Source organism: Curtobacterium sp. MCSS17_015 (assembly GCF_003234265.2).
Lineage (GTDB): Bacteria > Actinomycetota > Actinomycetes > Actinomycetales > Microbacteriaceae > Curtobacterium.
Map to the genome: position 1 here is coordinate 2,732,427 of NZ_CP126256.1, position 22,445 is coordinate 2,754,871.

At 71.9% G+C, this 22,445-nt stretch carries 26 protein-coding genes; 11 read left to right on the forward strand and 15 right to left on the reverse strand.

What is annotated here, in order from left to right:
* Positions 1–186: 186 nt before the first annotated feature.
* Together DEJ18_RS13075 and DEJ18_RS13080 are read left to right on the forward strand one after the other, a co-directional pair.
* Positions 187–501: a DUF7882 family protein gene (locus DEJ18_RS13075; RefSeq protein WP_110825899.1), complete on the forward strand. Its 315-nt coding sequence runs from the start codon at positions 187–189 to the stop codon at positions 499–501.
* On the forward strand, positions 498–797 hold the full coding sequence (locus DEJ18_RS13080; RefSeq protein ID WP_111210503.1) for a hypothetical protein: 300 nt from the start codon (positions 498–500) through the stop codon (positions 795–797). Before DEJ18_RS13075 ends, DEJ18_RS13080 begins: the two co-directional genes overlap by 4 nt.
* A gap of 15 nt (positions 798–812) precedes the next feature.
* Here DEJ18_RS13080 and DEJ18_RS13085 read toward each other — a convergent pair whose 3' ends face one another.
* Complete coding sequence (locus tag DEJ18_RS13085) at positions 813–1,385, reverse strand: TetR/AcrR family transcriptional regulator (RefSeq protein WP_111210502.1); 573 nt, start codon at positions 1,383–1,385, stop codon at positions 813–815.
* A gap of 137 nt (positions 1,386–1,522) precedes the next feature.
* Here DEJ18_RS13085 and DEJ18_RS13090 point away from each other — a divergent pair, with 137 nt between their 5' ends.
* Complete coding sequence (locus DEJ18_RS13090; RefSeq protein ID WP_111210501.1) at positions 1,523–3,001, forward strand: MFS transporter; 1,479 nt, start codon at positions 1,523–1,525, stop codon at positions 2,999–3,001.
* A 175-nt stretch (positions 3,002–3,176) separates the two neighbouring features.
* On the opposite strand, the gene DEJ18_RS13095 is transcribed toward DEJ18_RS13090, so the two are convergent.
* Both DEJ18_RS13095 and DEJ18_RS13100 read right to left on the reverse strand, forming a co-directional pair.
* A complete protein-coding gene (locus DEJ18_RS13095) occupies positions 3,177–3,533 on the reverse strand; it encodes a hypothetical protein (RefSeq protein ID WP_111081350.1) in 357 nt (118 codons plus the stop codon).
* A gap of 142 nt (positions 3,534–3,675) precedes the next feature.
* The gene (locus DEJ18_RS13100; RefSeq protein ID WP_111210500.1) at positions 3,676–4,422 is read right to left on the reverse strand and encodes a type 1 periplasmic-binding domain-containing protein; all 747 of its coding nucleotides are present in this window, start codon (positions 4,420–4,422) and stop codon (positions 3,676–3,678) included.
* A gap of 124 nt (positions 4,423–4,546) precedes the next feature.
* Here DEJ18_RS13100 and DEJ18_RS13105 point away from each other — a divergent pair, with 124 nt between their 5' ends.
* Positions 4,547–5,818: a HupE/UreJ family protein gene (locus tag DEJ18_RS13105; protein ID WP_111210499.1), complete on the forward strand. Its 1,272-nt coding sequence runs from the start codon at positions 4,547–4,549 to the stop codon at positions 5,816–5,818.
* Between the two features lie 115 nt (positions 5,819–5,933).
* Positions 5,934–8,066, forward strand: a complete 2,133-nt coding sequence (locus tag DEJ18_RS13110; RefSeq protein ID WP_111210498.1) for an Ig-like domain repeat protein — start codon at positions 5,934–5,936, stop codon at positions 8,064–8,066.
* Positions 8,067–8,200: 134 nt separating this feature from the next.
* Here DEJ18_RS13110 and DEJ18_RS13115 read toward each other — a convergent pair whose 3' ends face one another.
* From DEJ18_RS13115 to DEJ18_RS13125, 3 genes are all read right to left on the reverse strand, one after another.
* A complete protein-coding gene (locus tag DEJ18_RS13115) occupies positions 8,201–9,061 on the reverse strand; it encodes a glycoside hydrolase family 16 protein (protein ID WP_111210497.1) in 861 nt (286 codons plus the stop codon).
* Positions 9,062–9,256: 195 nt separating this feature from the next.
* A complete protein-coding gene (locus DEJ18_RS13120; RefSeq protein WP_111210496.1) occupies positions 9,257–10,798 on the reverse strand; it encodes an MFS transporter in 1,542 nt (513 codons plus the stop codon).
* Between the two features lie 129 nt (positions 10,799–10,927).
* A complete protein-coding gene (locus tag DEJ18_RS13125) occupies positions 10,928–11,260 on the reverse strand; it encodes a helix-turn-helix domain-containing protein (RefSeq protein ID WP_111082358.1) in 333 nt (110 codons plus the stop codon).
* A gap of 49 nt (positions 11,261–11,309) precedes the next feature.
* Between DEJ18_RS13125 and map the strand changes: the two genes are divergently transcribed.
* The 4 genes from map (at position 11,310) to DEJ18_RS13145 (ending at position 14,462) form a co-directional block, all read left to right on the forward strand.
* Positions 11,310–12,086: a type I methionyl aminopeptidase gene (gene map / locus DEJ18_RS13130; RefSeq protein ID WP_111210495.1), complete on the forward strand. Its 777-nt coding sequence runs from the start codon at positions 11,310–11,312 to the stop codon at positions 12,084–12,086.
* Positions 12,087–12,163: 77 nt separating this feature from the next.
* On the forward strand, positions 12,164–12,937 hold the full coding sequence (locus tag DEJ18_RS13135) for a LamB/YcsF family protein (RefSeq protein WP_111210494.1): 774 nt from the start codon (positions 12,164–12,166) through the stop codon (positions 12,935–12,937).
* Positions 12,934–13,566 carry a 5-oxoprolinase subunit B family protein gene (locus DEJ18_RS13140; RefSeq protein WP_111210493.1) on the forward strand — a complete coding sequence of 211 codons (633 nt, stop codon included), beginning with the start codon at positions 12,934–12,936 and terminating at the stop codon, positions 13,564–13,566. The genes DEJ18_RS13135 and DEJ18_RS13140 overlap by 4 nt, the downstream gene beginning before the upstream one ends.
* Positions 13,563–14,462, forward strand: coding sequence for a 5-oxoprolinase subunit C family protein (locus DEJ18_RS13145; RefSeq protein ID WP_220034320.1), 900 nt, complete (start codon positions 13,563–13,565; stop codon positions 14,460–14,462). Before DEJ18_RS13140 ends, DEJ18_RS13145 begins: the two co-directional genes overlap by 4 nt.
* 4 nt (positions 14,463–14,466) lie before the next feature.
* On the opposite strand, the gene DEJ18_RS13150 is transcribed toward DEJ18_RS13145, so the two are convergent.
* Positions 14,467–14,697 (reverse strand): helix-turn-helix domain-containing protein, encoded by a 231-nt coding sequence (locus tag DEJ18_RS13150; RefSeq protein ID WP_111210491.1) that lies wholly within the window; start codon positions 14,695–14,697, stop codon positions 14,467–14,469.
* Positions 14,697–15,308 carry a hypothetical protein gene (locus DEJ18_RS13155; RefSeq protein WP_111210490.1) on the reverse strand — a complete coding sequence of 204 codons (612 nt, stop codon included), beginning with the start codon at positions 15,306–15,308 and terminating at the stop codon, positions 14,697–14,699. Before DEJ18_RS13155 ends, DEJ18_RS13150 begins: the two co-directional genes overlap by 1 nt.
* Positions 15,309–15,474: 166 nt before the next feature.
* On the opposite strand from DEJ18_RS13155, the gene DEJ18_RS13160 reads away from it, so the two are divergent.
* Positions 15,475–15,780, forward strand: a complete 306-nt coding sequence (locus DEJ18_RS13160; RefSeq protein WP_111210489.1) for a putative quinol monooxygenase — start codon at positions 15,475–15,477, stop codon at positions 15,778–15,780.
* A gap of 21 nt (positions 15,781–15,801) precedes the next feature.
* On the opposite strand, the gene DEJ18_RS13165 is transcribed toward DEJ18_RS13160, so the two are convergent.
* From DEJ18_RS13165 to DEJ18_RS13175, 3 genes are read right to left on the reverse strand one after another with little or no spacing between them, the layout of a single operon-like run.
* Complete coding sequence (locus DEJ18_RS13165) at positions 15,802–16,869, reverse strand: DUF2891 family protein (RefSeq protein WP_111210488.1); 1,068 nt, start codon at positions 16,867–16,869, stop codon at positions 15,802–15,804.
* Positions 16,856–17,926, reverse strand: a complete 1,071-nt coding sequence (locus DEJ18_RS13170) for a DUF979 domain-containing protein (RefSeq protein WP_111210487.1) — start codon at positions 17,924–17,926, stop codon at positions 16,856–16,858. Before DEJ18_RS13170 ends, DEJ18_RS13165 begins: the two co-directional genes overlap by 14 nt.
* Positions 17,923–18,621 carry a DUF969 domain-containing protein gene (locus DEJ18_RS13175; protein ID WP_111082348.1) on the reverse strand — a complete coding sequence of 233 codons (699 nt, stop codon included), beginning with the start codon at positions 18,619–18,621 and terminating at the stop codon, positions 17,923–17,925. Before DEJ18_RS13175 ends, DEJ18_RS13170 begins: the two co-directional genes overlap by 4 nt.
* A gap of 119 nt (positions 18,622–18,740) precedes the next feature.
* On the opposite strand from DEJ18_RS13175, the gene DEJ18_RS13180 reads away from it, so the two are divergent.
* On the forward strand, positions 18,741–19,382 hold the full coding sequence (locus DEJ18_RS13180) for a GntR family transcriptional regulator (RefSeq protein ID WP_111210486.1): 642 nt from the start codon (positions 18,741–18,743) through the stop codon (positions 19,380–19,382).
* Positions 19,383–19,406: 24 nt separating this feature from the next.
* On the opposite strand, the gene DEJ18_RS13185 is transcribed toward DEJ18_RS13180, so the two are convergent.
* The 4 genes from DEJ18_RS13185 to DEJ18_RS13200 all read right to left on the reverse strand — a co-directional run bounded on the left by DEJ18_RS13185 (position 19,407) and on the right by DEJ18_RS13200 (position 22,443).
* Positions 19,407–19,766 (reverse strand): hypothetical protein, encoded by a 360-nt coding sequence (locus tag DEJ18_RS13185; RefSeq protein ID WP_111082346.1) that lies wholly within the window; start codon positions 19,764–19,766, stop codon positions 19,407–19,409.
* 106 nt (positions 19,767–19,872) lie between these two features.
* On the reverse strand, positions 19,873–20,385 hold the full coding sequence (locus DEJ18_RS13190) for a GNAT family N-acetyltransferase (RefSeq protein WP_258376922.1): 513 nt from the start codon (positions 20,383–20,385) through the stop codon (positions 19,873–19,875).
* A gap of 43 nt (positions 20,386–20,428) precedes the next feature.
* A complete protein-coding gene (locus tag DEJ18_RS13195; RefSeq protein WP_258371197.1) occupies positions 20,429–21,106 on the reverse strand; it encodes a response regulator transcription factor in 678 nt (225 codons plus the stop codon).
* Positions 21,103–22,443: a sensor histidine kinase gene (locus DEJ18_RS13200; RefSeq protein WP_111210485.1), complete on the reverse strand. Its 1,341-nt coding sequence runs from the start codon at positions 22,441–22,443 to the stop codon at positions 21,103–21,105. The genes DEJ18_RS13195 and DEJ18_RS13200 overlap by 4 nt, the downstream gene beginning before the upstream one ends.
* Positions 22,444–22,445 lie beyond the last annotated feature (2 nt).

Genomic DNA, 22,445 nt, shown 5'->3' on the forward strand with positions numbered 1-22,445 from the left:
GTCGGACCGGTTCGCGACGGCGAGGGCACGGGCGTACCGGAGGAGGGCCTTGCAGGTGCGGTCCCCGGTCAGGACGTAGCTGTTCACGTAGTGGATGCGGCGCATGTCGGCCAGGTTGTCCGGTGCCTCCTGGGGGACGCCTAGGCTTCAGCCGAAGCCGGACAGTCGGCGCGGAAGGACACCACCATGGGCAAACTCGTCTACGACTCGACGTTCACCGCGGAGTTCGACGACCGCCTGCTCACCCACCTGCAGATCGTGATCGGCATGAAGCTGCGCCGGGGCGAGTCGTTCATGTTCTCGTGGAAGGACGACGTCGAGCTCGGTGACGGACGGACCGCGATCTGGCTCGACCGCTCGATGCCCCTCGTCTTCCGGTACTCCGGCAGCCGCGTGCCTGCTGTGAACCGCGCCTGGGTCGAAGCGCTCGGTCTGACCGCCGGGTCGTCCGCGGGCCTCCGCATCGTCCCCGAACCGACCGACACCGGAGAGACCCTGTGAAGCGCACCATCGTCACGTACGGCGGCACCCAGTACACGATCGCCAACGAAGACACCGAGACCGTGCGAGCACGCATCGACGAGGGCCTCCGGTCACAGCCGTTCATGTGGCTGCAGGTGAACTACGGGGACGGCCGAGCGACGCCCGCCCTGCTCCTCGTCTCGCCGGCGACCCCTGTGGCGATCGTCACCGAGCGGGACGTCGACGAGCAGGACGAGGACTCATCCGTCGCCCGGTACCTCCTGCCGGACCAGCAGCGTCCCGCGTCGGTCGAGCTCGGCCCCGCCGACTCCTGACGCCGGGTCGTCCGGTCAGGACGCCTGGCCGCCGAGCAGGGCCCGGAGCGCCTCCTCGAGCGGCACGGCGACCGCCTCCACGTCGGCCGACGCCAGGGGTTCGACCCGCGTCGACGTCCGCATCATCGTCATGCCGAGCACGACGGACAGGGCGATCTCGGCACGGACGAGCAGGTCGTCGTCGACCAGCGTGGTGCGGCCGGCACGGACCGCTCCCGCAAGGCGCTCGGCGTAGCCGCGGAGGGTCTCCCGACGGATCGCGTCGACGGCCTCGTCCCCGGAGCTCCGGAGCAGCAGCAGCAGCTGCATCGAGTCCTCGTCCGTCGGCGAGCGGATGATGTGGCGGATGAGACCGCCGACCGCACGGTCGAGATCCGGAGCGCCGAGGTCACGGTCGGGCACGGCTCGGTCGAGACACGCACGGAACAACCCCACCTTCGACACGAAGTACCGGTTGATGAGGGCCACGTTGACCCCCGCGTCGGCGGCGATGTCCCGGACGGTCGTCGCACGGTAGCCGTCGAAGGCGAAGCGCCGACGAGCCGCCTGCACGAGCGCCAGGCGGGTGGCGGCGGCGTCCTTGCTCATGTGCCGAGGGTAGCGCGCCGCGCCCTCGTGTAAGCACGTGTTGACATCGTGCCGGAACTGCGTACCCTCGTCGAGTCAGCAGTTGTTGACTTCGACAGCGTCGTCGGCCCGACACCATCACGACCGGACGGAGCACGATGTCCACCGCCACCGAGAGCCCACGAACGGGCTCCACGCCGACCACCGCACGCGAGCGCCGCCCGAACAGCACGGCGATCATCGTGTACCTGTCCCTCGGCGGCCTGTCGTTCGCCGTGCTGCAGTCCCTCGTCGCCCCGGCCCTCTCCACCATCGGCCAGGACCTCGGCGCCTCGACCAGCGCCGCCAGCTGGGTCCTCACCGCGTACCTGCTCTCTGCGTCCGTGCTCACGCCGATCCTCGGTCGCCTGGGCGACATGGTCGGCAAGCGCAAGGTGCTCATCTGGGTCCTCACGATCCTCCTGGCCGGCGCGGTCCTCGCAGCGCTCGCCCCGAACCTCGGCGTCCTCATCGTCGCCCGCGCCCTGCAGGGCGCCGCCGGCGCGGTGATGCCACTGTCCATCGGCATCGTCCGTGACGAGCTGCCGAAGGAGAAGGTGAGCGTCACGATCGGCCTGCTCTCCGCGATCTTCGGCATCGGCGCCGGTGTCGGCATCGTCGCCGCCGGTCCGATCGTCGAGCACCTGTCCTGGCACTGGCTGTTCTGGCTGCCCGCCGTCCTCGTGGTGATCGCCCTGCTCGGGGCCGTCTTCGGCATGCCGGAGTCCCCCGTCCGGAAGCCCGGCCGCCTCGACGTGGCCGGCACCGCCGTCCTCGCCGTCTCGCTCGTCGCGATCCTGCTCGCCGTCAGCGAGGGACAGACGTGGGGCTGGGGCGACGTGAAGACCGTCGGTCTGCTGGTCCTCGGCGCGGTCGCGCTCGTGGTCTTCGTGTTCGTCGAGCTCCGCGTGGCCGAGCCGCTCATCGACGTGCGCCTGTTCGCCGTCCGCGGGGTCTGGACCGCCCACGTCGTCGCCCTCGTCTTCGGGTTCGCGATGTTCGGCACGTTCGTCCTCGTCCCGACGCTCCTCCAGCTCCCGACCGCGCTCGGCTACGGGTTCGGCAAGGACGTCACCGAGGCCGGGCTCTTCCTCCTGCCGACCGTGGTCATGATGGTCATCGCCGGACCGATCGCGGGCATCCTGGTCCGCCGGGTCGGCCCGAAGCCGCCGATGCTCCTCGGCGGGATCGCCATCGTCGCCGCCTTCGCGATCCCCGCCGTCTCGCACGCCGACATCGCCGAGGTCGTCGTCTCCGGCGTCCTCACCGGCATCGGGATCGGCCTCGCCCTCGCGGCCTGCTCGAACGCCATCATCGAGAGCGTGCCCGCAAACCAGACCGGCGAGGCGATCAGCGCCAACACCGTCGTCCGGACGATCGGGTCGAGCGTCGGCACCGCCGTCATCGCGGCGCTCATCACCTCGCACAGCACCCCGCAGGGTCTGCCCACCGACGACGCCTTCACGATCGGCTTCTGGGCCTGCGCGGGCGTCGCGGTCCTCGCGGTCCTCGGCGCTCTCGCCGCACCGTCGATGCGCGCACGCCGGGCGGCCGCCGTCGCGTCGGGCGTCACGGACTTCGACGAGGTCACGCGCTGACGCGTCGAGCGGCAGTCGTCGGCGGGACGCCGCGCAACACGCGAGCACCGGACGGGAGGCCCGGACCAGGTGAGCAGACCGCTCACGTGGTCCGGGCCTCCCGTCCGTCACGGCACCGTGCGAGGGGGCGTCGGCTGCTCACGAGTGGTGCGGGCCACTGCCGGACCGACCGCGGTCAGGCCCGGTTCTTCACACGTCCGAGGACGGCGGCGAGCCGTTCGACCACGGCCATCCGGAACCGGACGCCGGCCGGTGGCGCCGTCGGGACCGTCCGGATCGGTGCCGTGAAGGCCAGGTCGTGCAGGTTGTTCCGCTTCGACCCGTCCCAGTTCGCGAACAGGTACGGCGTGCCGAGCGCCATCAGGCTGCGCACCGGCGCAGGGCGGCTGCCCGCGGCCGCGACGGCGTACCCGGAGTGCCCGGCGGAGATGTTGCGGATCACGGTGTCCGCGTCGATGACACCGTTGGCGGTGACGACGGTGGTGATGCCCGTGCGGTCGCGGGCGACGAATTCGATGATGTGTTCAGTCACGAGGAGCTCAGGGTGGCGAGTGACGTCTCGGCGGGGGTGAGGCGCTCGAGGCTTGGCCGGAACCGACGTTGCTTCCGTCCCAGAGGATACGTCCCGGCTCCGGTGCGGGCTCACGGACGATCCCGAATGCGTACCGCGGCGGTCAGGGGACCCAGACGACGATGCCGCTGAAGCCGTTCAGCGCCGCAGCGACCCCGGCGCGGAGCGCACGTCCAGCGCGCTCGTCAGTGAAGGTCGACGGGTCGTGGTGGCTCGAGACGCCGAGCCCCTCCCCGCGGAAGCCCGCTCCGGTCCAGTCCGCGGCCGTGACGTTCGAGGTCGGCTCGGCGATCTCGGCACCGAGCACCAGGAACTGCTGGTGCAGGGCCGAGGGTGAGATCGCGGCGATCGGGTCGACCATATCGTCGCCGACGCTGATGACGAGGTCCGAGCGCTTCCCGATCGCCGTCGCGACGGACGGCAAGCGGTCGTCGACGGTGTCCGCGACGACCGGGACCACCGTGACGTCCTCGGCCTCGGCCCAGGACTCGACGGCGTCCACGAGTGTCTCGGTCTCGGCATCGGGGTCGCCGGGCGAGAGCAGCACGACGCGGTAGTCCGCCGGGGGCGCGACGTCGTCCCACGACCCCGGGGCCGGGTTGATCGTGGCCTCCGGCGCAGGCGGGTTCTCGTGGTCGGCGAAGTCCTCGCCCAGGGTGCCGGTGCCGCGGACCGGGGTGGGGGCAACCGACTGGGCGGTGCCGTTCTGGCTGGTGGCGCGGTCTCCGCTCGCCGTGCCGCCTGACGGGCCACTCGTCGCCGCCGAACACCCGGCCGCGAGGACCGTGCCGGCCAGCACCACCGCAGCGGCGGTGAGGAGGACGGCGGGGCGGGGAGCGTTGCGGGTCACGAGAGGCCATGCAAGCACACCGGCACCCCGTGGCGAACCCCCTCGAGCCGCTGTCCAGAGCCCGTCCCACTGCTGGTTGCCGAGTGTTTCCCTGCTGGTCACCCTCGGCCGCGATGGTCGGCCGGTGAAGCACCGAAGCACCCGCCCCGCTCCCACCGGGCTCCCCCTCCTCCCCTCGTTCATCGCCCGGATCGTCGCCGCCGTGGTCCTGGTCGGCACGGTGGCCGTGAGCCTCCTGGTCGGCGCGTCCGCGGCGAGCGCCCACGGGTTCAGCTCCGTCGTCTACGCGGACGTGACCGGCCAGGGGGCCGAGACCGTCCGGGCCGGACTCGGGCTCGAGTACGACCTCATGCTCGTGTCCGTCGGGACGAGCGAGGATGACGACGCGCTCTACCGTCAGGGGCAGGCGGCCTGGGACGACGGCGACTTCCCGGGCATGGTGCGCGCCGCCGAGACGCACCTCGACTCCATCGGCCGGTACGTGTTCGACCGCTTCGCGGTGACCTCCGGCGGTCGGGAGTGCACCGGCGCGCTCGACGACTCGGTCCGCGTGGACCTGCAGGACGAGGTGCCGTACGCACACGTCACGGCGGAGTTCACGTGCCCGGAGGCCGGGCACACCGCGTCCGGGCACGTCGTCCGGTCCGGGTTGTTCCCGGACAGCGAGACGTTCGTGAAGGACACCAAGACGATCGTCACCTACGACGTCGACGACCAGGAGGGCACGGCGACGCTCGACGCCGGGCAGCCGTCGTTCTCGACCGAGCAGTCCGCGGGAGCCCGGTTCTGGGAGTTCTTCACGCTCGGCGCGGAGCACCTGCTCACCGGCATCGACCACATCCTGTTCCTCATCGCGCTCATCGCCGGTTCCCGTCGCCTGCGCGAGGTCGTGTACACGGCGTCGGCGTTCACGATCGCGCACTCGATCACGTTCATCCTCGCCGCGCTCGGCGTCGTGAGCCCGCCGTCGATCGTCGTCGAGCCGCTCATCGCGCTCTCGATCGCCGCGGTCGCCGGGTGGTACCTGTGGCGGCTCGTGCAGCGTCGGTCGCGCGCGGACGAGCTGGTCGTCGCCGACCACGGTCGGTTCGCCCTGGACCGGTCCGGGTGGTCCCGCCTGGCCGTCGTGTTCGCGTTCGGACTCATCCACGGACTCGGTTTCGCGGGCGCGCTCGGCATCCAGGAGGCGTTCTCGTGGCAGCTGCTCGTGTCGCTCCTCATCTTCAACGTCGGCATCGAGGCGGTGCAGCTCGCGATCATCGTCATCGTCTTCCCGCCGCTGTCCCTGCTGCGTCGCAAGGCCCACGTCGTGTCGCTCTGGGTGACGGGGGCCGTGACGGCGGGCGTGTTCGTGATGGGGATGATCTGGTTCGTCCAGCGGCTCGTCGAGGGCTGATCCCCTACCGCCTCGGCGCTGTGAGCCGGATGGTCACACAGCGTTTACTCACGATCTACCAGGGCGATGCAGAGTCTCTCTGCTGCACCATCCCTCTCCTTGAGAACGGAACGACATGAGTCTCCTGTCCGGCGCCCCTTCCCGGCGCAGAACCACCACCCTCCGCTTCGGCGGGGCCGTCATCGGAGCGGCCCTCATCGCCGGTGCGTGCCTCGTCGGCACCAACCCCGCGACCGCGGCGACCAACACCCCCACGAGCAACGTCTCGAACGGTGGCCCGATCCACATCCTGCTCGGCGTCGGTGCCACCGAGAGCCAGCGCATCGCCTCGTGGTACTTCCCCGCCAACGTCGCCCAGTCGCTCGAGATCCAGAAGACCGACAGCATGACCGGCGGTGTCTTCACCGACGCGAAGCAGACGATCGCCGCGTCGAAGGCCGCCAACACGGCTGCCGACACGAGCACGACCGACTCGTCGACGCGCTCCATCCCGGGCATCACCGCCGCGTCCGGCTACATCAACGCGCACGCGACGATCAAGGACCTCGAGCCGAACACCACGTACACCTACCACGTGGGTGCCGCGGACGGTTCCGCCTGGTCGACCCCGTACACGTTCACCACGAAGAGCTTCAGCGGCGACTTCGACTTCCTGTTCTTCGGTGACCCGCAGATCGGTTCGTCGGGCTTCACCGACGACGACGGCGCCGGCTGGGCCGACACCCTGAAGTACGCCACCACGAAGGAGAAGGACGCCGAGCTCCTCGTCTCCGGTGGCGACCAGGTCGAGAACGCCAACAACGAGTACCAGTGGGGTGCGTTCGCCGACAGCAGCGACGTCCTCAAGCGCTACCCGTGGGCCTCGACCATCGGCAACCACGACGTGGGCGGCAAGGCCTACGAGCAGCACAACCAGCTGCCGAACTCCCTCCGCGTGCCGGACTTCTACCCGGGCGGCAACAGCACCGCGAACTCGGGTGGCGACTACTGGTACATGTACAAGGGCGTCCTGTTCATCGACATCAACTCGAACGCCTACTCGGGCGGTTCCGACGCGGCGCACGTGAACTACGTCCGCGACATCATCACCCGTCACGGCGACGACGCGAAGTGGACCGCGCTGGTCTACCACCACGCGATCTACTCGCCGGCTGCGCACGCGAACGACCGCGACAACCAGCAGCGCCGCTTCGACTTCACCCGCGCGTTCTCGGACATGGGTGTCGACGTCGTCCTGCAGGGCCACGACCACGCGTACACCCGCAGCTACGCGATCAAGAACGGCAAGAAGGCCAACCCCGCCGAGCAGCCGGGCGCCGAGGACGTCTTCGCCGGTCCCGGTGGCGTCATCTACGTCACCGCCAACTCCGCGTCGGGTTCGAAGTACTACGACCTGACCGCCCCCGACGCCTCCCAGGGCGGCTACGGTCCCGACCCGCTCGACCCGACCGGCCAGCGCCACTTCGCCAACTCGGTGGAGAACCAGGAGCACGTCCGCACCTACGTCAAGATCGGCGTCACGGACGACAACCTCGCCGTCACGAACGTCCGGGCGAGCGACTGCACCACGCTCAACTCGGCCGTCCAGCACGGTCGTGTCGACAGCTGCGGTGTGACCCTCAAGCCGACCGAGTCGGCCGACCCGGCACCGATCGGTTCGAACGTCGACCAGTTCTCGCTGCACGCCACGCTGCCGGCGACCACCACCACGCTCACGGCCTCGGCCGCGAAGCAGGCCTACGGCACGACCAAGCCGGTCACGGTCACCGCGACCATCGGCGGCGGCATCGGCGCCAAGACCGGCACGGTGACCTTCTCCGAGGGCGGCAAGCAGCTCGGCACGGCGACGGTGGCGGACAGCAAGGCGACCTTCACGCTGCCGAAGACCCTCACGGTCGGCAAGCACAGCATCACGGCGTCCTTCGTCAGCGACTCGGCCTACTCCGGCACGAACTCCTCGACGACCCGGGCGATCGCGGTCACGGTGGAGAAGGCCTCGTCGTCGACGAGCATGACCTACTCCAAGGGGAAGGCGGTCGTGAAGGTGACCTCGCCCGGCAACGTGGTGAACGGTGAAGCGCGCATCTACGACGGCAAGAAGCACATCAAGACCGTCAAGATCGTCGACAACTCGGCCGCGACGCGGTTCGCACTGAAGAAGGGCACGCACAAGCTGCACACCGTCTTCAGCGGCACCACCACGATCGCGGGCAGCACGAGCCCGACGCTCTCGGTCCGGGTGCGCTGACCCGCATCCAGGACGAGTGAGGGCCCCGCGGCTTCGGCTGCGGGGCCCTCACCCGTTCTGCGGACCGGCAGCCGACGCCGAGCCTCCGTCCCACGGGAGGCGGCGCGCCTCTGGCGATGTCGCGACGCCGTCGGTCAGGCGTTCTGCCAGACCCGGATCCAGTCCACGAGCATCTGCTGCGGGAACCGGGTGGTGGCGTCCGGCGAGCCCGGCCACCCACCGCCGACCGCGACGTTGAGGATCACGAAGAAGGGCTTGTCGAACACCCACGGGTCGCCGTTCGTGTCCGTCGGCGTGATCGTGCGGTAGGTCGCGCCGTCCACGGACCAGCTGATCGACCCCGGCCGCCAGTCCACCGCGTAGACGTGGAAGTCGTCCGCGAACGCGCCCTGCGGCAGCGTCGCACCCCCGCCGATGCCCTCGGCGCCGGAGTACCCCGGGCCGTGCACGGTGCCGTGGACAGTCCCGGGCTCGCGGCCGATGTTCTCCATGACGTCGATCTCGCCGCACGCCGGCCACCCGACCTGCGGCAGGTCGGCGCCGAGCATCCAGAACGCGGGCCAGATGCCCTGCCCGCGCGGGATCCTGATCCGGGCCTCGACGCGCCCGTACTGCACGGAGTACGTGCCCTGCGACGTCAGGCGGGCCGACGTGTACGACCCGTCGGCTTCGCGCCGTGCGGTGATGACGAGGTTCCCGTTGCCGTCGAGCGCCGAGTTCCGCCGCGAGTCCGTGTACACCTCGAGCTCGCCGTTGCCCCAACCGCCACCGCCGAGGTCGTACCGCCAGATGCCCGGGTTCGGCGCGCTGCCGGCCGGCCCGTCGAACTCGTCGGCCGCGAGGAGCGCCGGTGTCGTGGCCGCTCGGGCCGTCTCGGGGCGGAGCGCGGCGACGCCGGTGATCCCGGCCGCGGCGGCCGCGCCCAGGCCGAGCGTGAGCAGGCGGCGGCGGTCGATCGCGCCGTCGGCCTGGTGCGACTGGTCCTCGTTCGTCATGGGTCCTCCGGCACGGGTGCTGTCGTGGGTGAGAGGAACAGTAGACGACACGTTCCGCCCGAACGCCATGCCCCCGTCCGGGTCGGCCGCGCTCAGCGGCCAGACCGGCCAGGGGCACTGGCCACACGGGAGGCCCGTGGCGGGCTCGCCACGAGCCTCCCGTGTGTCAGCTGGTCCGGCGCGATCGGTGCCCGCTCAGGCGTGTCCGGCCGATGCCTCGACCGTCTCCTCCGACACCTCGGACGACGTGTGCGCTGTGCGGGTGCGGACGAACACCGCGGCGAGGACCGCCACGACGACCGCGACCACCCCGGCCACGACGAAGGCGGTGTGCATCCCGCCGAGGAACGCGTCCCGGGCCGTCGCGGCCGCCGCCGATCCGAGCCCGTCGGGCACGATGCCCTGGGCGAGCCCCTGCCGGGCGGCGCTCGAGAGCCCCAGACCGGTCGTACCGGAGAGCACCCCGGCGCTGACCACGGCGGAGAGCACCGACGTGCCGAGTGCGCCGCCGAGCTGGAGCGCCGTCGCCTGGAACCCGCCGGCCACGCCCGCCAGCTGCACGGGGGCGCCGCCGACGACGGCCTCGGCACCCGCGGTCATCGTGAAGCCCGCGCCGAGGGCGAAGACGATGAACGGGATCGCCATCCCGATGTACGCCGAGTCCTGCGTGGTGGTGGTGAGCGCGAACAGGGCGACCCCGACCATGAGCAGGCCGACGGTGAGGGTGCGGCGGATGCCGAGCTTGGCGACGAGGGCAGCACCGATCGGCGAGGCGATGATCGAGACACCGCTCAGCGGGAGCTGCATGAGTCCCGCCTGCAGGCCGGTCACCCCGCGGAGGTTGAGCATGTACAGCGACAGGAAGAACGTCACGCCGAGCATCGCGAAGAAGATCGCGCCGACGGCCAGTCCCCCGATCGAGAGCGACGACGAGCGGAACAGGGACATCGGCAGCAGCGGGTCGGTCACGCGCAGTTCGACGACGACGAACACCACGAGCAGCGCCGCACCACCGAGCAGCACCCCGAGGGTGAGCGGGCTCCCCCAGCCCCAGGACTCCGACTGGACGACGGCGAGGACGATGCCGAACAGGCCGAGCGCGAGCAGCACCACGCCCGCGACGTCGAAGCGTCCGCGGTGCGGAGCCGTGGACTCGCGGAGGACCAGCCCACCGAACACCAGTCCGACGACGGCGATCGGGGCGTTCACGAAGAAGACGGACTCCCACCCGAGGGCCGCGACGAGCACGCCCGCGACGATCGGGCCCGCGGCGATGGCGACCGACGACGCCCCGCCCCAGACGCCGACGGCGACGCCGAACCGCTCCTTCGGGAAGGTCGCGCGCAGGAGCGCCAGGGTCTGCGGCATGAGCAGTGCGGCGCTGAGCCCCTGCACCGCGCGGAAGACGATCACGCCGGTGGCCGTCCCGACCAGGCCGATCGCCACCGACGCCAGCGCGAACGCGACGACCCCAATCAGGTACATGCGGCGACGACCGAAGCGGTCCCCGAGCTTGCCGCCGAGGATGAGGAACACCGCGAGGGCGAGCAGGTACGCGTTCGTGATCCACTGCAGCTGCGTGAAGGTGGTGCCGAGGTCGGCGGCGATGGCGGGGTTCGCGATCGAGACGACCGTGGCGTCGAGCCCGACCATGAACAGGCCGAAGCACACGGCGACGAGGGTGGCGATCGGGTTGCCGCGCAGGGTGCGGCGGGATCCGGGCATGGACGTGCCCATGGGGAGCTCCTTCGGACGACACGGATCGTGCTCCGGCGGAGGGCCGCACGGCGAGGGGCACGAGGGGTCCGAACCGAAGGACGCGCGGGTGGCACCGACTGTGAGCGGTACACGAGCCGTCCGTCGACCTCACGCGACGGGCAGCCCCCTTGGTTCTGAATCCATAACGATACCAGATCGGTCCCCCGGGTGGTCGACCGGGCCGTCAGCGCGCGGGGTGCCGCCACAGGCCTGGGCCCACACCGCGTCGAGTGACAGCCCCAGCACTCCGGCGAGCGCCGCCACGGTCGCGAAGGACGGCGTGGCGATGCGTCCGGTCTCGATCTTCCGGAGCGTCTCGGGGGAGATCCCGGCCGCGAGCGCGACGTCGAGCATCGAGCGCTCCCCCCGCGCGGACCGGAGCACCGCACCGAGGCGCCGCCCGCGTTCGAGGTCGAGGGGGGTGAGCGGCAACCGGACCATGTTCTGATAGTAATACCGTTACAACTATCCCGACGGAAGAAGCGCCCGCATGATCGAGATCCTCACCCCGGCCGAGCTCCCCCGGGCGCGCGCTGCCGGCACCCTCGTCGCCGACATCCTGCACACGCTCCGTGGCCGGACGACGGTCGGCACGAACCTCCTCGACCTCGACCGGTGGGCGGCCGAGATGATCGCCGCTGCCGGGGCCACCTCCTGCTACGTCGACTACGCCCCCTCGTTCGGGCGCGGCCCGTTCGGTCACCACATCTGCACCGCCGTGAACGACGCCGTCCTGCACGGCCTGCCGCACGACCGCCCCCTGGCGGACGGGGACCTGCTGACGCTCGACCTGGCCGTCGTGCACCACGGCTACGCCGCCGACTCCGCCATCAGCTTCGTCGTCGGCACGAGCCGCCCGCCCGAGAGCGTCGCCCTCATCGAGACGACCGAGCGTGCCCTCGCCGCCGGCATCGCGGCTGCCCGCCCGGGTGCCCGGCTCGGCGACCTGTCGCACGCGATCGGGTCCGTGCTCTCGGACGCCGGGTACCCGATCAACCTGGAGTTCGGCGGGCACGGCATCGGCTCGACCATGCACCAGGACCCGCACGTGGCGAACGACGGCCGACCGGGTCGCGGGTACGCCCTGCGACCGGGGCTGCTCCTCGCGCTCGAGCCGTGGGTGATGGTCGACACGGACGAGCTCGTCACGGACCCGGACGGCTGGACGCTCCGCAGCGCCACGGGTTGCCGGACCGCGCACAGCGAGCACACCATCGCGATCACCGAGGACGGGGCAGAGGTCCTCACCCTGCCGTCCCGGGTCTGACGCCGACCGGACCTCGCCCTCGTGACAGCGACGGTGGCGGCCGGTAGGTTGTTGAACAATCCAGACAGGGGGTCCGCGTGCCATCGATCGACCTGAACAGCGACCTCGGTGAGGGCTTCGGCGCCTGGACCGCGGGCGACGACCGGGCGATGCTCGACGTCGTCTCGAGCGTGAACATCGCCTGCGGCGCCCACGCCGGTGACCCGACGATCATGCTCGACACCTGCCGGGCCGCGGCCGAACGAGGCGTGGCCGTCGGCGCACACGTGGCGTACCGCGACCTCGCGGGGTTCGGCCGCCGTCCGGTGCACGTCTCCCCTGACGAGCTGTACGCCGACGTCGTCCACCAGCTCGGCGCCCTGGCCGCCGCGGCCCGGGTCGCGGGTACCCGCGTCACCTACGTCAAGCCGCACGGCGCCCTCTACAACACCGCCTGCGCTGACCCGGTGCAGGCCGAGGCGGTCGTCCGCGCCGTCGCCGACGTCGACGCCTCGCTGGCCGTCCTGGCGCTGCCCGGCTCGGAGCTGCTGCTGGCGGCGGCACGGCACGGACTCCGTGCGGTCAGCGAGTCCTTCGCCGACCGTGCCTACGAACCGGACGGGTCACTCGTCTCCCGCAGCCGCCCGGGGTCGGTGCTGCACGACCCGGACGAGGTCGCCGCCCGCGTCCTGCGGATGGTCACCGAGGGGATCGCCACCGCGGTCGACGGCACCGACATCCCGGTCCGCGCCGACTCGGTGTGTGTGCACGGCGACTCCCCCGACGCGGTCGCGATGGCCCGGGCCGTCCGAACGCTGCTGACGGTGCAGGGCATCGACATCACGTCGTTCTCGACGGCCGCCGCGTCATGACCCCGGACGTCCGCACGGCCGGTGCCTCGGCGGTGCTGGCGACGTTCGACACCCTGACGGAGGTCGTGGCGTTCCGGACGGGCCTCGCCGGCGCGGTCCTGCCCGGCGTGACCGAGGTGGTCTCCGGCGCGCGGACCCTCCTCCTCCGGTTCGACCCCGCCGTCACCGACGCCGGACGGCTCCGCGCCCTGCTCTCCGAGGTCGCACCGGTCGATCCCGCCGGCGACACCGCGGACCGCGAACCCGTCGTCGTCCCGGTGACCTACGACGGCGAGGACGTCCGAGCGGTGACCGGGCTCACCGGCATGACCCGCGACGAGCTCGTCGCCTGGCACACCGGGCAGGTCTGGACGAGCGCCTTCTGCGGGTTCGCTCCGGGGTTCAGCTACCTCACCGGCACCTCCCCCTCGCTCGACCTCCCGCGTCGCGACACCTCGCGCACCGCGGTCCCGAGCGGGGCCGTCGCCCTCGCCGGCGAGTTCAGCGCCGTCTACCCGCGCACCTCGCCCGGCGGATGGCAGCTCATCGGCCGCACCGACGTCCCGATGTGGTCGCTCGAGCGCACGCCACCCGCCCTCGCCCCGGCCGGCACCCGGATCCGGTTCGTCGACGCGGGAGCCGCCGCGTGAGCACGCTCACGGTCGTGCAGGTCGGCTTCGGGGTCACCACCCAGGACCTCGGACGACCGGGCCTCAGCGACATGGGCCTGGGTGCCGCCGGCGCGGCGGACCGCGGCTCGGCAGCGCTCGCGAACCGGATGGTCGGGAACGCTCCGGACGCAGCCGTCCTGGAGGCCCTCCTCGGTTCCGTCGCCCTCCGTTCCGACGCACACGTGCTCGCCGCCGTCACGGGGGCGCCGTGCCCGGTGTCGATCGAACGGGCCGACGGCCGCGTCCACGGCGCGGCCGCCTACGAGGTCCTGTCACTGTCTCCCGGCGACACCGTCCGGATCGGCCTGCCCGAGCACCGTCTGCGCGCCTACGTCGCCGTCCGCGGCGGCGTCGCGGTCGGGCCGGTGCTCGGCAGTCGTTCCTGGGACTCCCTCGCCCAGCTCGGTCCCGCTCCCCTGCGCGTCGGGGACGTCCTGCCCGTGGGCGACCGAGCGGGGGCATGGCCCGTGGTCGACGCCGTCCCACCGCCGCGCACGCCCTGGGCCGACGAGCCCGCCGAGCTCGACGTGCTGCCGGGTCCTCGCGACGACTGGTTCACCCCGGACTGGCGGGGCGTGCTCACCGGTCAGGAGTACACGGTGAGCGCCGACAGCGACCGCGTCGGGGTCCGCACCACCGCCGCTGTGCCGCTCGAGCGTGCCGTCGCGCGGGAGCTCCCGAGCGAGGGCGTCGAGACCGGGGCACTGCAGGTCCCGCCGACCGGGTTCCCGGTGCTGTTCCTCGCCGACCACCCGGTCACCGGCGGCTACCCGGTCGTGGCCGTCCTGACACCGGAGTCCGTCGACCGTGCGGCACAGCTCCGGCCGGGTGATCCGCTGCGCTTCCGTGTCGTCCGCCGACGGGCCCGCCACTGACGACTCAGGCGCTCCGCACCGAGAACACGTCGCCCGGCTGGCAACCGAGCACCTGGCAGATCCGGGTCAGCGTCGAGAACCGGATCGCCCGGGCGCGGTTGTTCTTCAGCACGGACAGGTTGACGACGGTCACGCCGACACGGTCCGCGAGTTCGGTGAGCGTCATGCCGCGCTCGGCCAGCAGATCGTCGATGTGGCACACGACCGCGTGACCGTCCTCGACCTCCGGAGCCATCAGACCAACCCCGACTGGTCGCGGACCATCCGCTGCGACGCGGTGAGGGCGAACCGGAAGCAGATCACCAGGAGCAACCCGAGGTACACCGCCACGTACGGCGGCTCGACGACGGGTGCCGGCAGACGTCCGTCCCAGCCGAGCCCGGACACCACCCAGTTCCAGCCCATCCGTCGGACGAAGGTGGGGACGAAACCGGCGAGCACGGCCGCGCCGGCCAACAGGCCGAGGACGACGGTCGCCGACCGGTCGAAGAGCTTCCCGCGCGAGATCGTCCACGCCACGGCGGCGACGAGGGCGATGAGCACGGCGACGAGCACGACCTCGAGCACGTCACCGACGCGGATGAGCCCGATCGCACCGCCGGGGACGTCGTCGGTGCGGACCTGCAGGGTGAGACGGTCGGCGCGCACCGTCGCACCGCCGGGCGGCTGTGGGACCTCGGTCGTCGGAGCCGTGCGCACCGGGACAGAGACGAGCCCGGACCGCACCGAAGCGACGAGGTCGACCACGTACCGGGCGACGACGACGATGATCCCCACGGCGCAGGCGACCACGTAGGCGAGGTAGGAGTTCGTCCCGCGCGGCGGGTCGTAGACGGGTGTGGTCATCGGTTCATCCCCTTGTCGATCTTCGATGGTATCGATCTTCGATGCAACGGTAATCGATGGGTCGACGAACGACAACCCCCGGTACCGGAACAAGGTCGGAGCCGAGCGGGTTCACCCCCACGGGCCGCGTCACTCGACGGGGCCCGGCAGACGAAAGGTGCACACCATGACGATGACGGTCTTCCTCGAGGTCGAGCTCCGCAGCGACGTGTCGGCCGAGGCGGTCGAGCGCGCGATCCGCGAGACGCTCGCGCAGACCGCCGCCCGGACCGGCAACGAGTCGCTCGAGGTCCTGGTCGACGACGCCGACCCGACGCGTCTGGTCGTCCTGGAACGCTGGGCGACGGCCGCCGACCACGACGCCTACGTCGCCTGGCGCGCGACGCCCGAGGGTGCCGCGGAAGCGCTCGGCGCCGTCCTCGCCGCGCCCCCGGTCACCCGCACCTTCGGTCGGACGATCCCCCTCGCCTGACCCCTCGCACCACGCGACAGGTCAGCGGGCCGCGTGCTCCCGGGCCTCCATCGCGTCCCACGCGAAGCTCGCGAGCCAGTGGGTGGAGTAGTACTCCTCACCGACGCTCGCGGCGAGGCCAGCGGCGAGCAACGAGTCGGCGGCGGCGTCCAGCAGCGCGGCCGTCTCGACACCGTCCGCGCCCGCTGCCCGGAGGGCGTCGGCGATGCGGCGTGCGGACCCGGCGCGGGACAGGTCGAGGCCGAACAGGTGCACCTGCTGCGGGTCGTTCTCGTCGCGCACCACCGTCGGGGTGAGGACCGCGTCGCCCTCCGTGACCTGCACGAGGAACGAGCGGGCCCACGGGGCGAACTCGTCCGCCGGCAGGACCGCGCGCATGAGATCGGCCTCGGCCAGTCCGGCGGACAGGAAGTCGTGCCCGCTCCGCTCCCAGGCGAAGGGCCAGCCGGCGTCGGCACCGAACCACTCGCGGGCAGCGCGCTCCACCGTCGCGACCAGGTCGTGTCGGCCGAGCGAGCGAGCACCCTCGAGCACGAGCAGCAGTCCGAACGCCGAGTTCGAGTGCACCCCGTGCCGGACCGGGTGGGCCGCGCCGTCGACCCAGCGGGTGACGAGGTCCTCGAGCACCTCGACGACGGGTGCGAACCCCGGCGCGAGCGCCCGGACCGCCGGCGCCTCGGAGGCGGACACCTCGGCGGCGAGGCGCATCAGCCACGCCCAGCCGTAGGGGCGCTCGTAGTGCGGGGTCGCGCGGAGGTACGCCGCTTCGGTCGCCAGGTGGGCCTCGGACAGGTGGGCCTGCAGGACGGAGGTGATCCGGGCCTCCAGGTCGGCGGGCACGCCGAAGGCGACCAGGCGGGCGGCGAGCCAGTGCATGTGCACCGAGGAGTGCCAGTCGTAGGACGTGGCGAAGGCGGGGTGCAGCTCGACGGGGAGCGCACGGTCGTCCGGACCGGACGTCGTGTGGTGCGACGCGTACGGGTACTCGCGGGTGATGTTGTCGAGCGCGACGGCGGCGAAGCCGGCCGCCCAGGCGGAACGGCCGAGGTCGGCGGATGCGCCGGTGGGGGCGGGGTCAGAATGCGACAAGGTACATCACTCCCATGTTGACGACGAGCAGGACCCCGGCGGTCGGGAGCTGCGCCTTGATCGGCCCGTACTTGTCCCGCATCTCGAGCAGGGCAGCGGGCACGAGGTTGAAGTTCGCGGCCATCGGGGTGACCAGAGTGCCGCAGAAGCCGGCGAGCATGCCGATGGCGAAGATCGCCGCCGGGTTGCCGTCGAAGCCCTGCACCAGCACCGGCCAGCCGACCGCCGCGGTCATGATCGGGAAGGCCGCGAAGGCGTTGCCCATGATGACGGTGAAGAGCGCCATGCCGAGGCAGTACACGATCACGGCGGCGAACAGCGAGCCGTCCGGCAGCACCGCCTCGATGATCGTGCCGACCGCCGTGCCGACACCGGCCTGCGTGAAGACGATCCCGAGCGTGGAGAGCATCTGCGGCAGGAGTGCCGCCCAGCCGATCGCCTGCAGCAGGCGGGCACCCTCGCGGACCGGGGTGTCGAGCCGCGGCGGACGGAGCACGAACACCGCGACGACCACGGCGAGCACCGAGCCGATGCCGAGCCCGGTGAGGGTCGCGCTGCCTTCGGCGAGCAGCGGCTCCCCGCCGATCGACACGAGCGGGCCGAGGGTCGCGACGAGCACCGCGACGACCGGGATCACCAGCGCGGGGATGAACAGCTTGTTGCCGAACCGCTGCGCGGACGCGGCGCGCTCGTCCGGACTCGTCGTCGCGAGGACGCTCGTGCTGGAGCTCGGTCGGGTGGTGACGGCGGTGGCTTCGGCCGGACCGGTCGCGGAGCCGACCCCGGCGCCCGGGACACTCGCGACCCGCGTGCGGCTCGTCGTGCCGGTGAACCCGAGCCCGGCGAGCGCCACCATCACCAGGACCGCGACGCCGAGTGCCCAGGCCGGGATGGCGCCGGACACGACGAACGTGCCGGCGAAGAACGAGAGTCCGAGGATGCCCCAGAACGCCGCGTTCCCGACCCGCTTGGCGTGGCTGCGGTCCGTGACGATGAACACGGAGACGGCGATGAAGAACGCGCCGATGAGCCAGTAGAGCCATTCGCTGGTGATCACGCCGCGACCTCCTCGGTCTGGCGGACGTCAGCCGCCATCTTGTCGAGCTTCCGGTCGAGCAGGAGCAGGCGGACACCGTGCACGACGAGCGCCGCGATGCCGGTGGGGATCGCCCACAGCGCCAGGTCGATCGGCTCGAGGGCAAGGCCGTACGTGGTGTCGACGAAGGTCGTGATGAGCAGGATCGACCCGACCGCGACGAACACGTCCTCGCCGAAGAACACCCCGACGGTGTCGGACGACGCCGAGAAGCCCTTGATCTTCTCGCGCATCCGCTCGTCGATGCGGCCGTACTTCTTCGTCGCCGCCCCCTCCGCCATCGGGTGCACGAGCGGGCGGACGGTCTGCGCCGGCCCGCCGATGCTCGTCAGACCCACGGCGGCGGTGACCTGCCGGACCGCGAGGTACCCGGCGAGGATGCGGCCGGTGGTCAGCTTGTCGAGCTTCGCGATGAGGCGCTTCGCCTGGTCCTGCAGTCCGTACCGCTCGATGAGGCCGATGACCGGCAGCACGAGTGCGAACGTCGTGACGCTGCGGCTGGACGCGAAACCGTTCCCGAACGCGGTGAGGATGCCGACGGGGTCGATCCCGCCGATGGCTGCCGTGACGATGCCCGCCACGGTGACCACGAGCAGCGCGTTGATGCGCAGCGCGAAGCCGATGATCACGACGGCGACGCCGATGAGGACGAACATGCGGGACAGTCTGGCCTGCATTGTTGAACAATCTCAAGACCCGGCCGGCATCTGTAACACGGCGGTCACACGAGCCCGCGTTCGGCCGGTCCGGACGCTCCCTCTGTCAGGATCAGGCCATGACCCGAACCGTCAGCGGCGCTGAGTCGACCGCGGCCCGACTTCGGTCCTCGATCGCGGACGGTGCCTTCATGCCAGGGGCGCGCTTGTCCGAGGAGCGGCTGAGCGACCAGCTCGGCGTCTCACGGAACACGCTGCGCGAGGCCTTCCGGCTGCTCGCCCGCGACCGGCTCGTCGAGCACGTCTTCAACCGCGGGGTGTTCGTCCGGCGCCTGTCGGCCGACGACGTGACGGACCTCTACGCGGCCCGTCGGGTCCTCGAGGAGGCGGGCATCCGCGCCTGCGCCCCGGAGTCCCCCGCCCTGGCCGCCGCGGCCGCCGCCGTCGCGGACGCCCGCGCTGCCGCCGTCGCCGGGGACTGGCGCGCGGTCGGCACCGCGGACATCCGCTTCCACTCGGAACTCGTCCGGGCCGTGCCCAGTGAACGGCTGCACGTGCTCATGGACTCGCTGCTCGCCGAGATGCGGCTCGCGTTCCTCACCACCGACGACCCGGCCGCGTTCCACGCGGACTTCGTCGACCGGAACGAGGCGATCGTCGCAGCGCTGCGCACCGGCGACCGGGACGGCGCGGCGTCGCTGCTCGCCGACTACCTCGACGACGCGGAAGCGACGCTGCGGTCCGCCGCCGCCTCGCGCTGACGACCGGGAGGCCCGGATCGCGGCTCAGGGCTTCGCCGGCTCCGCCGGGGCTCCGGGCTCCTCGTCGCCCTCGGTCAGGTCCGACCGGGTGTCGGCGTGGATCACGGTGTCGTGCCCGAACGTGCGGGCAGCGGCGCGCAACCGGGCGACGAACTCGTCGTTCTCGAGCTCGAGCTCGTCCTCTTCGGCGTCCGAGACGACGACCTCGCTCGACGGTCCGATGAGGATCTTCGTCGTCGTCATCGTGCCGTCCTCGGCGACGCTCGGCACGGCCACGGTGTCGGCCCGGTCGCCTCCGGAGAGCGCTGCGGCGTACTCGATCACGGCGTCGGCGACGTCGTCACTGGTGAGGATCGCGGTGCTGTCGTAGTGGATGGTCTTCATCGGGAGCCCCTTTCGCCAGACCATCAAAGACCCGTTGCCCGGGAACACCCCGGTCGTGCCGCACACGGGCGCGTGCAGCGGACAACGTCGGCCGGCCCGGGACCGGTCAGCGCAGGGACTTCACCAGCTCCAGCTCCTCGCCGTGTGGCGGCAGGGGGTAGGGCACGCGGCGGCCGGTCGGGACGAACCCGCGGCGACGGTAGAAGGCGATGGCGCGCGGGTTCTCCTCGTGCACGTCCAGCAGGAAACGGTCACCGTGGCCCCGTGCCCAGTCCTCCACTGCGTCGAGGAGGGCGTCCGTCACGCCCGACTCCCGGCCACGATGGTGCGGGTCGACGAACACACTGACCAGGAGCGGGTGCCCGCCGTCGAGGCGACCGCCCATGATGCCGGCCCAGGCACCGGTCGTCACGTCCTCGGCGACGAAACAGGGCGTGTCGTCGTCGGCACCGCTGCCGGCACGCCGACGCCACTCGTCCTCGTCGAGCTGTCGTGCGTGCGCCAGGGTCTCGAGGAACGCGAGCGGGGTGTCCGCGAGCATCCGCAGGCGCAGGTCGCGGAACGCGGCCCAGTCGTCGCGGCCGGTGCGGCGGATCACGATGTGGTCGGGCAGTGGCATCCGGTGGTCCTCCCGGTCCGGTGTCGTCAGGGTCCCGCTGGCGTCAGGCGCCGCCGCCCCGCAGCCAGGCGAGGACGGCGAGCACCCGCCGGTGCGCGTCGGGTGTCGGTTCGAGGTCGAGCTTGGTGAAGATCGAGCTGATGTGCTTCTCGACGGAGGCGACCGCGATGCGCAGCCGGTGCGCGACCGCCTGGTTGGTCTGCCCCTCGGCGATGAGCCGGAGGACGTCGCGTTCCCGTGGCGTGAGGCGCTCGACCGGGTCGGTCCGGCGGGCGATGAGCCGCTGCACGATCTGCGGATCGAGGACCAGACCGCCGCGGGCGACCCGGGCGACGTCGTCCCGGAGGTCGTCGATCGACGAGATCCGGTCCTTCAACAGGTACCCGACGTGGTGTTCGCCGGTCGCCAGGAGTTCCCGGGCGTAGTCGAGTTCGGCGTACTGACTGAGGAGCAGCACCGCCACCTCGGGGTGCTCGGTCCGGATCCGGATCGCCGCGCGGAGGCCCTCGTCCCGGAACGTGGGCGGCATCCGCACGTCGAGCACGGCGACGTCCGGTCGCACGGTGGCGAGTTCCGCGAGCAGGGCGCCGGCGTCACCGTACGACCCGCCGATCGTGAACCCGGCCTCCTCGAACAGGCGGATCGTGCCCTCCCGGAGCAGGACCGAGTCCTCGGCGAGGACGATGCGCAACGCGGGGACTGCACCTGCTCCGAGGGTCACCCGGCCAGGGTACGGCCTCCGGTCGCCGGTGCCTCGACGGGGACCGGGATGCGGACCCGCACCACGGTCGGTCCCCCGGGTGGGCTGGTGACCGTGAACGCGCCCTGGAGGCCCTCCACACGGTCCCGGAGTCCGTCCAGACCATGGCCGGGGTCGAGTCGAGCACCGCCGACCCCGTCGTCGCGGACCTCCAGTTCGAGGTCGCCGCCCGGGGCGGCCACCGCCCGGATCCTCGCGCTGCTCGCGTGGGCGTGCTTCGTCACGTTCGTGAGCAGTTCCGACAGGATCGCGTAGGCACTCCGCTCGACGGCGGCGAGCCCGGCCCCGGCGGCGTCCAGCCGGACGTCCGCCGTCGTCGGCAGGACGCTGTCCTCGGCCAGGGCCTCGACGGCCGCCGCGAGACCGCGGTCCTGGAGGATCGGCGGTGCGAGCCCGCGGGAGAGGTTCCGGATCGTCTCGAGCACGGCCTTCGACCGGTCCAACGACTCCTCGACGAGCCGCTCGGCCGCTGCGGTGTCGTCCGGGAACCGGCGGAGGGCGATGGCCAGGTCGTACTGCAGGCGGAGCAGCTGCTGCTGGGGGCCGTCGTGGATGTCCCGCTCGAGCCGGCGCAGCGACGCGTCCTCGGCGAGGAGGGCGGCCCGACGTCCGGCCTCGGCGCGCTGCGCCCCGCGGAGCAGTCGGACGTCCTGCCGCTCCCCGAGGAGGAGTCCGGCGAGCACCAGGTGCGGCACGATCAGGACGCGTGTGACGATCGGGAACGTCGCGGCGAGGACGAGTCCGGCGAGGACGACGACCAGCGGGCGGAGCACCGTCCCGGTCCACTGCCCGGTCTCCCCGATGCCCGCGGCCACCCGCTCCAGCCAGATGTCGTCGGCCGGGGTGACGGCCCAGGTCCACGCCGGGTACGTGACGGCGCCCAGTGCGAGCGCGCCCCACGTCACCGTGGCCACCCACGTGGCGACCGACACCGGGAAGGTCGCGAGGGCGTGGGCGGTCGCGGCCCAGTTCCTGGTGTCGGCGAGCGGGGCCACCAACCGCACCCCGGGGACGCCGGTCGGGAGGTCAGGACGGACCGTCCAGTCCGGAGCGTCCGGGACCTCGCCGACCCTGCCCGCCCGGCGACGGGCGAACACCCCGAGCAGGCGTCCGATCCGCACGGTCACGGCCAGCACCGGGAGCCCCACCCACACGATCCCCAGCCCGAGTCCCAGACACAGCAGGGTCAGGACGACGACGAAGCCGACGAGGTCCACCGGGAGCGCCGTCAGGAGGTACCAGGTCCGCCCGGTCCAGCCGCGCCACTCGTCGACGTACCGTCGTCGTCTCTCCGTCACGG

Coding starts and splice junctions, on each gene's coding strand:
- DEJ18_RS13075 (WP_110825899.1), top strand. CDS start 187: ATGGGCAAACTCGTCTACGACTCGACGTTCACCGCGGAGTTCGACGAC.
- DEJ18_RS13175 (WP_111082348.1), bottom strand. CDS start 18,621: ATGTTCGTCCTCATCGGCGTCGCCGTCGTGATCATCGGCTTCGCGCTG.
- DEJ18_RS13120 (WP_111210496.1), bottom strand. CDS start 10,798: ATGGGCACGTCCATGCCCGGATCCCGCCGCACCCTGCGCGGCAACCCG.
- DEJ18_RS13090 (WP_111210501.1), top strand. CDS start 1,523: ATGTCCACCGCCACCGAGAGCCCACGAACGGGCTCCACGCCGACCACC.
- DEJ18_RS13180 (WP_111210486.1), top strand. CDS start 18,741: ATGACCCGAACCGTCAGCGGCGCTGAGTCGACCGCGGCCCGACTTCGG.
- DEJ18_RS13190 (WP_258376922.1), bottom strand. CDS start 20,385: ATGCCACTGCCCGACCACATCGTGATCCGCCGCACCGGCCGCGACGAC.
- DEJ18_RS13140 (WP_111210493.1), top strand. CDS start 12,934: ATGACCCCGGACGTCCGCACGGCCGGTGCCTCGGCGGTGCTGGCGACG.
- DEJ18_RS13115 (WP_111210497.1), bottom strand. CDS start 9,061: ATGACGAACGAGGACCAGTCGCACCAGGCCGACGGCGCGATCGACCGC.
- DEJ18_RS13160 (WP_111210489.1), top strand. CDS start 15,475: ATGACGATGACGGTCTTCCTCGAGGTCGAGCTCCGCAGCGACGTGTCG.
- map (WP_111210495.1), top strand. CDS start 11,310: ATGATCGAGATCCTCACCCCGGCCGAGCTCCCCCGGGCGCGCGCTGCC.
- DEJ18_RS13085 (WP_111210502.1), bottom strand. CDS start 1,385: ATGAGCAAGGACGCCGCCGCCACCCGCCTGGCGCTCGTGCAGGCGGCT.
- DEJ18_RS13155 (WP_111210490.1), bottom strand. CDS start 15,308: ATGACCACACCCGTCTACGACCCGCCGCGCGGGACGAACTCCTACCTC.
- DEJ18_RS13150 (WP_111210491.1), bottom strand. CDS start 14,697: ATGGCTCCGGAGGTCGAGGACGGTCACGCGGTCGTGTGCCACATCGAC.
- DEJ18_RS13110 (WP_111210498.1), top strand. CDS start 5,934: ATGAGTCTCCTGTCCGGCGCCCCTTCCCGGCGCAGAACCACCACCCTC.
- DEJ18_RS13125 (WP_111082358.1), bottom strand. CDS start 11,260: ATGGTCCGGTTGCCGCTCACCCCCCTCGACCTCGAACGCGGGCGGCGC.
- DEJ18_RS13185 (WP_111082346.1), bottom strand. CDS start 19,766: ATGAAGACCATCCACTACGACAGCACCGCGATCCTCACCAGTGACGAC.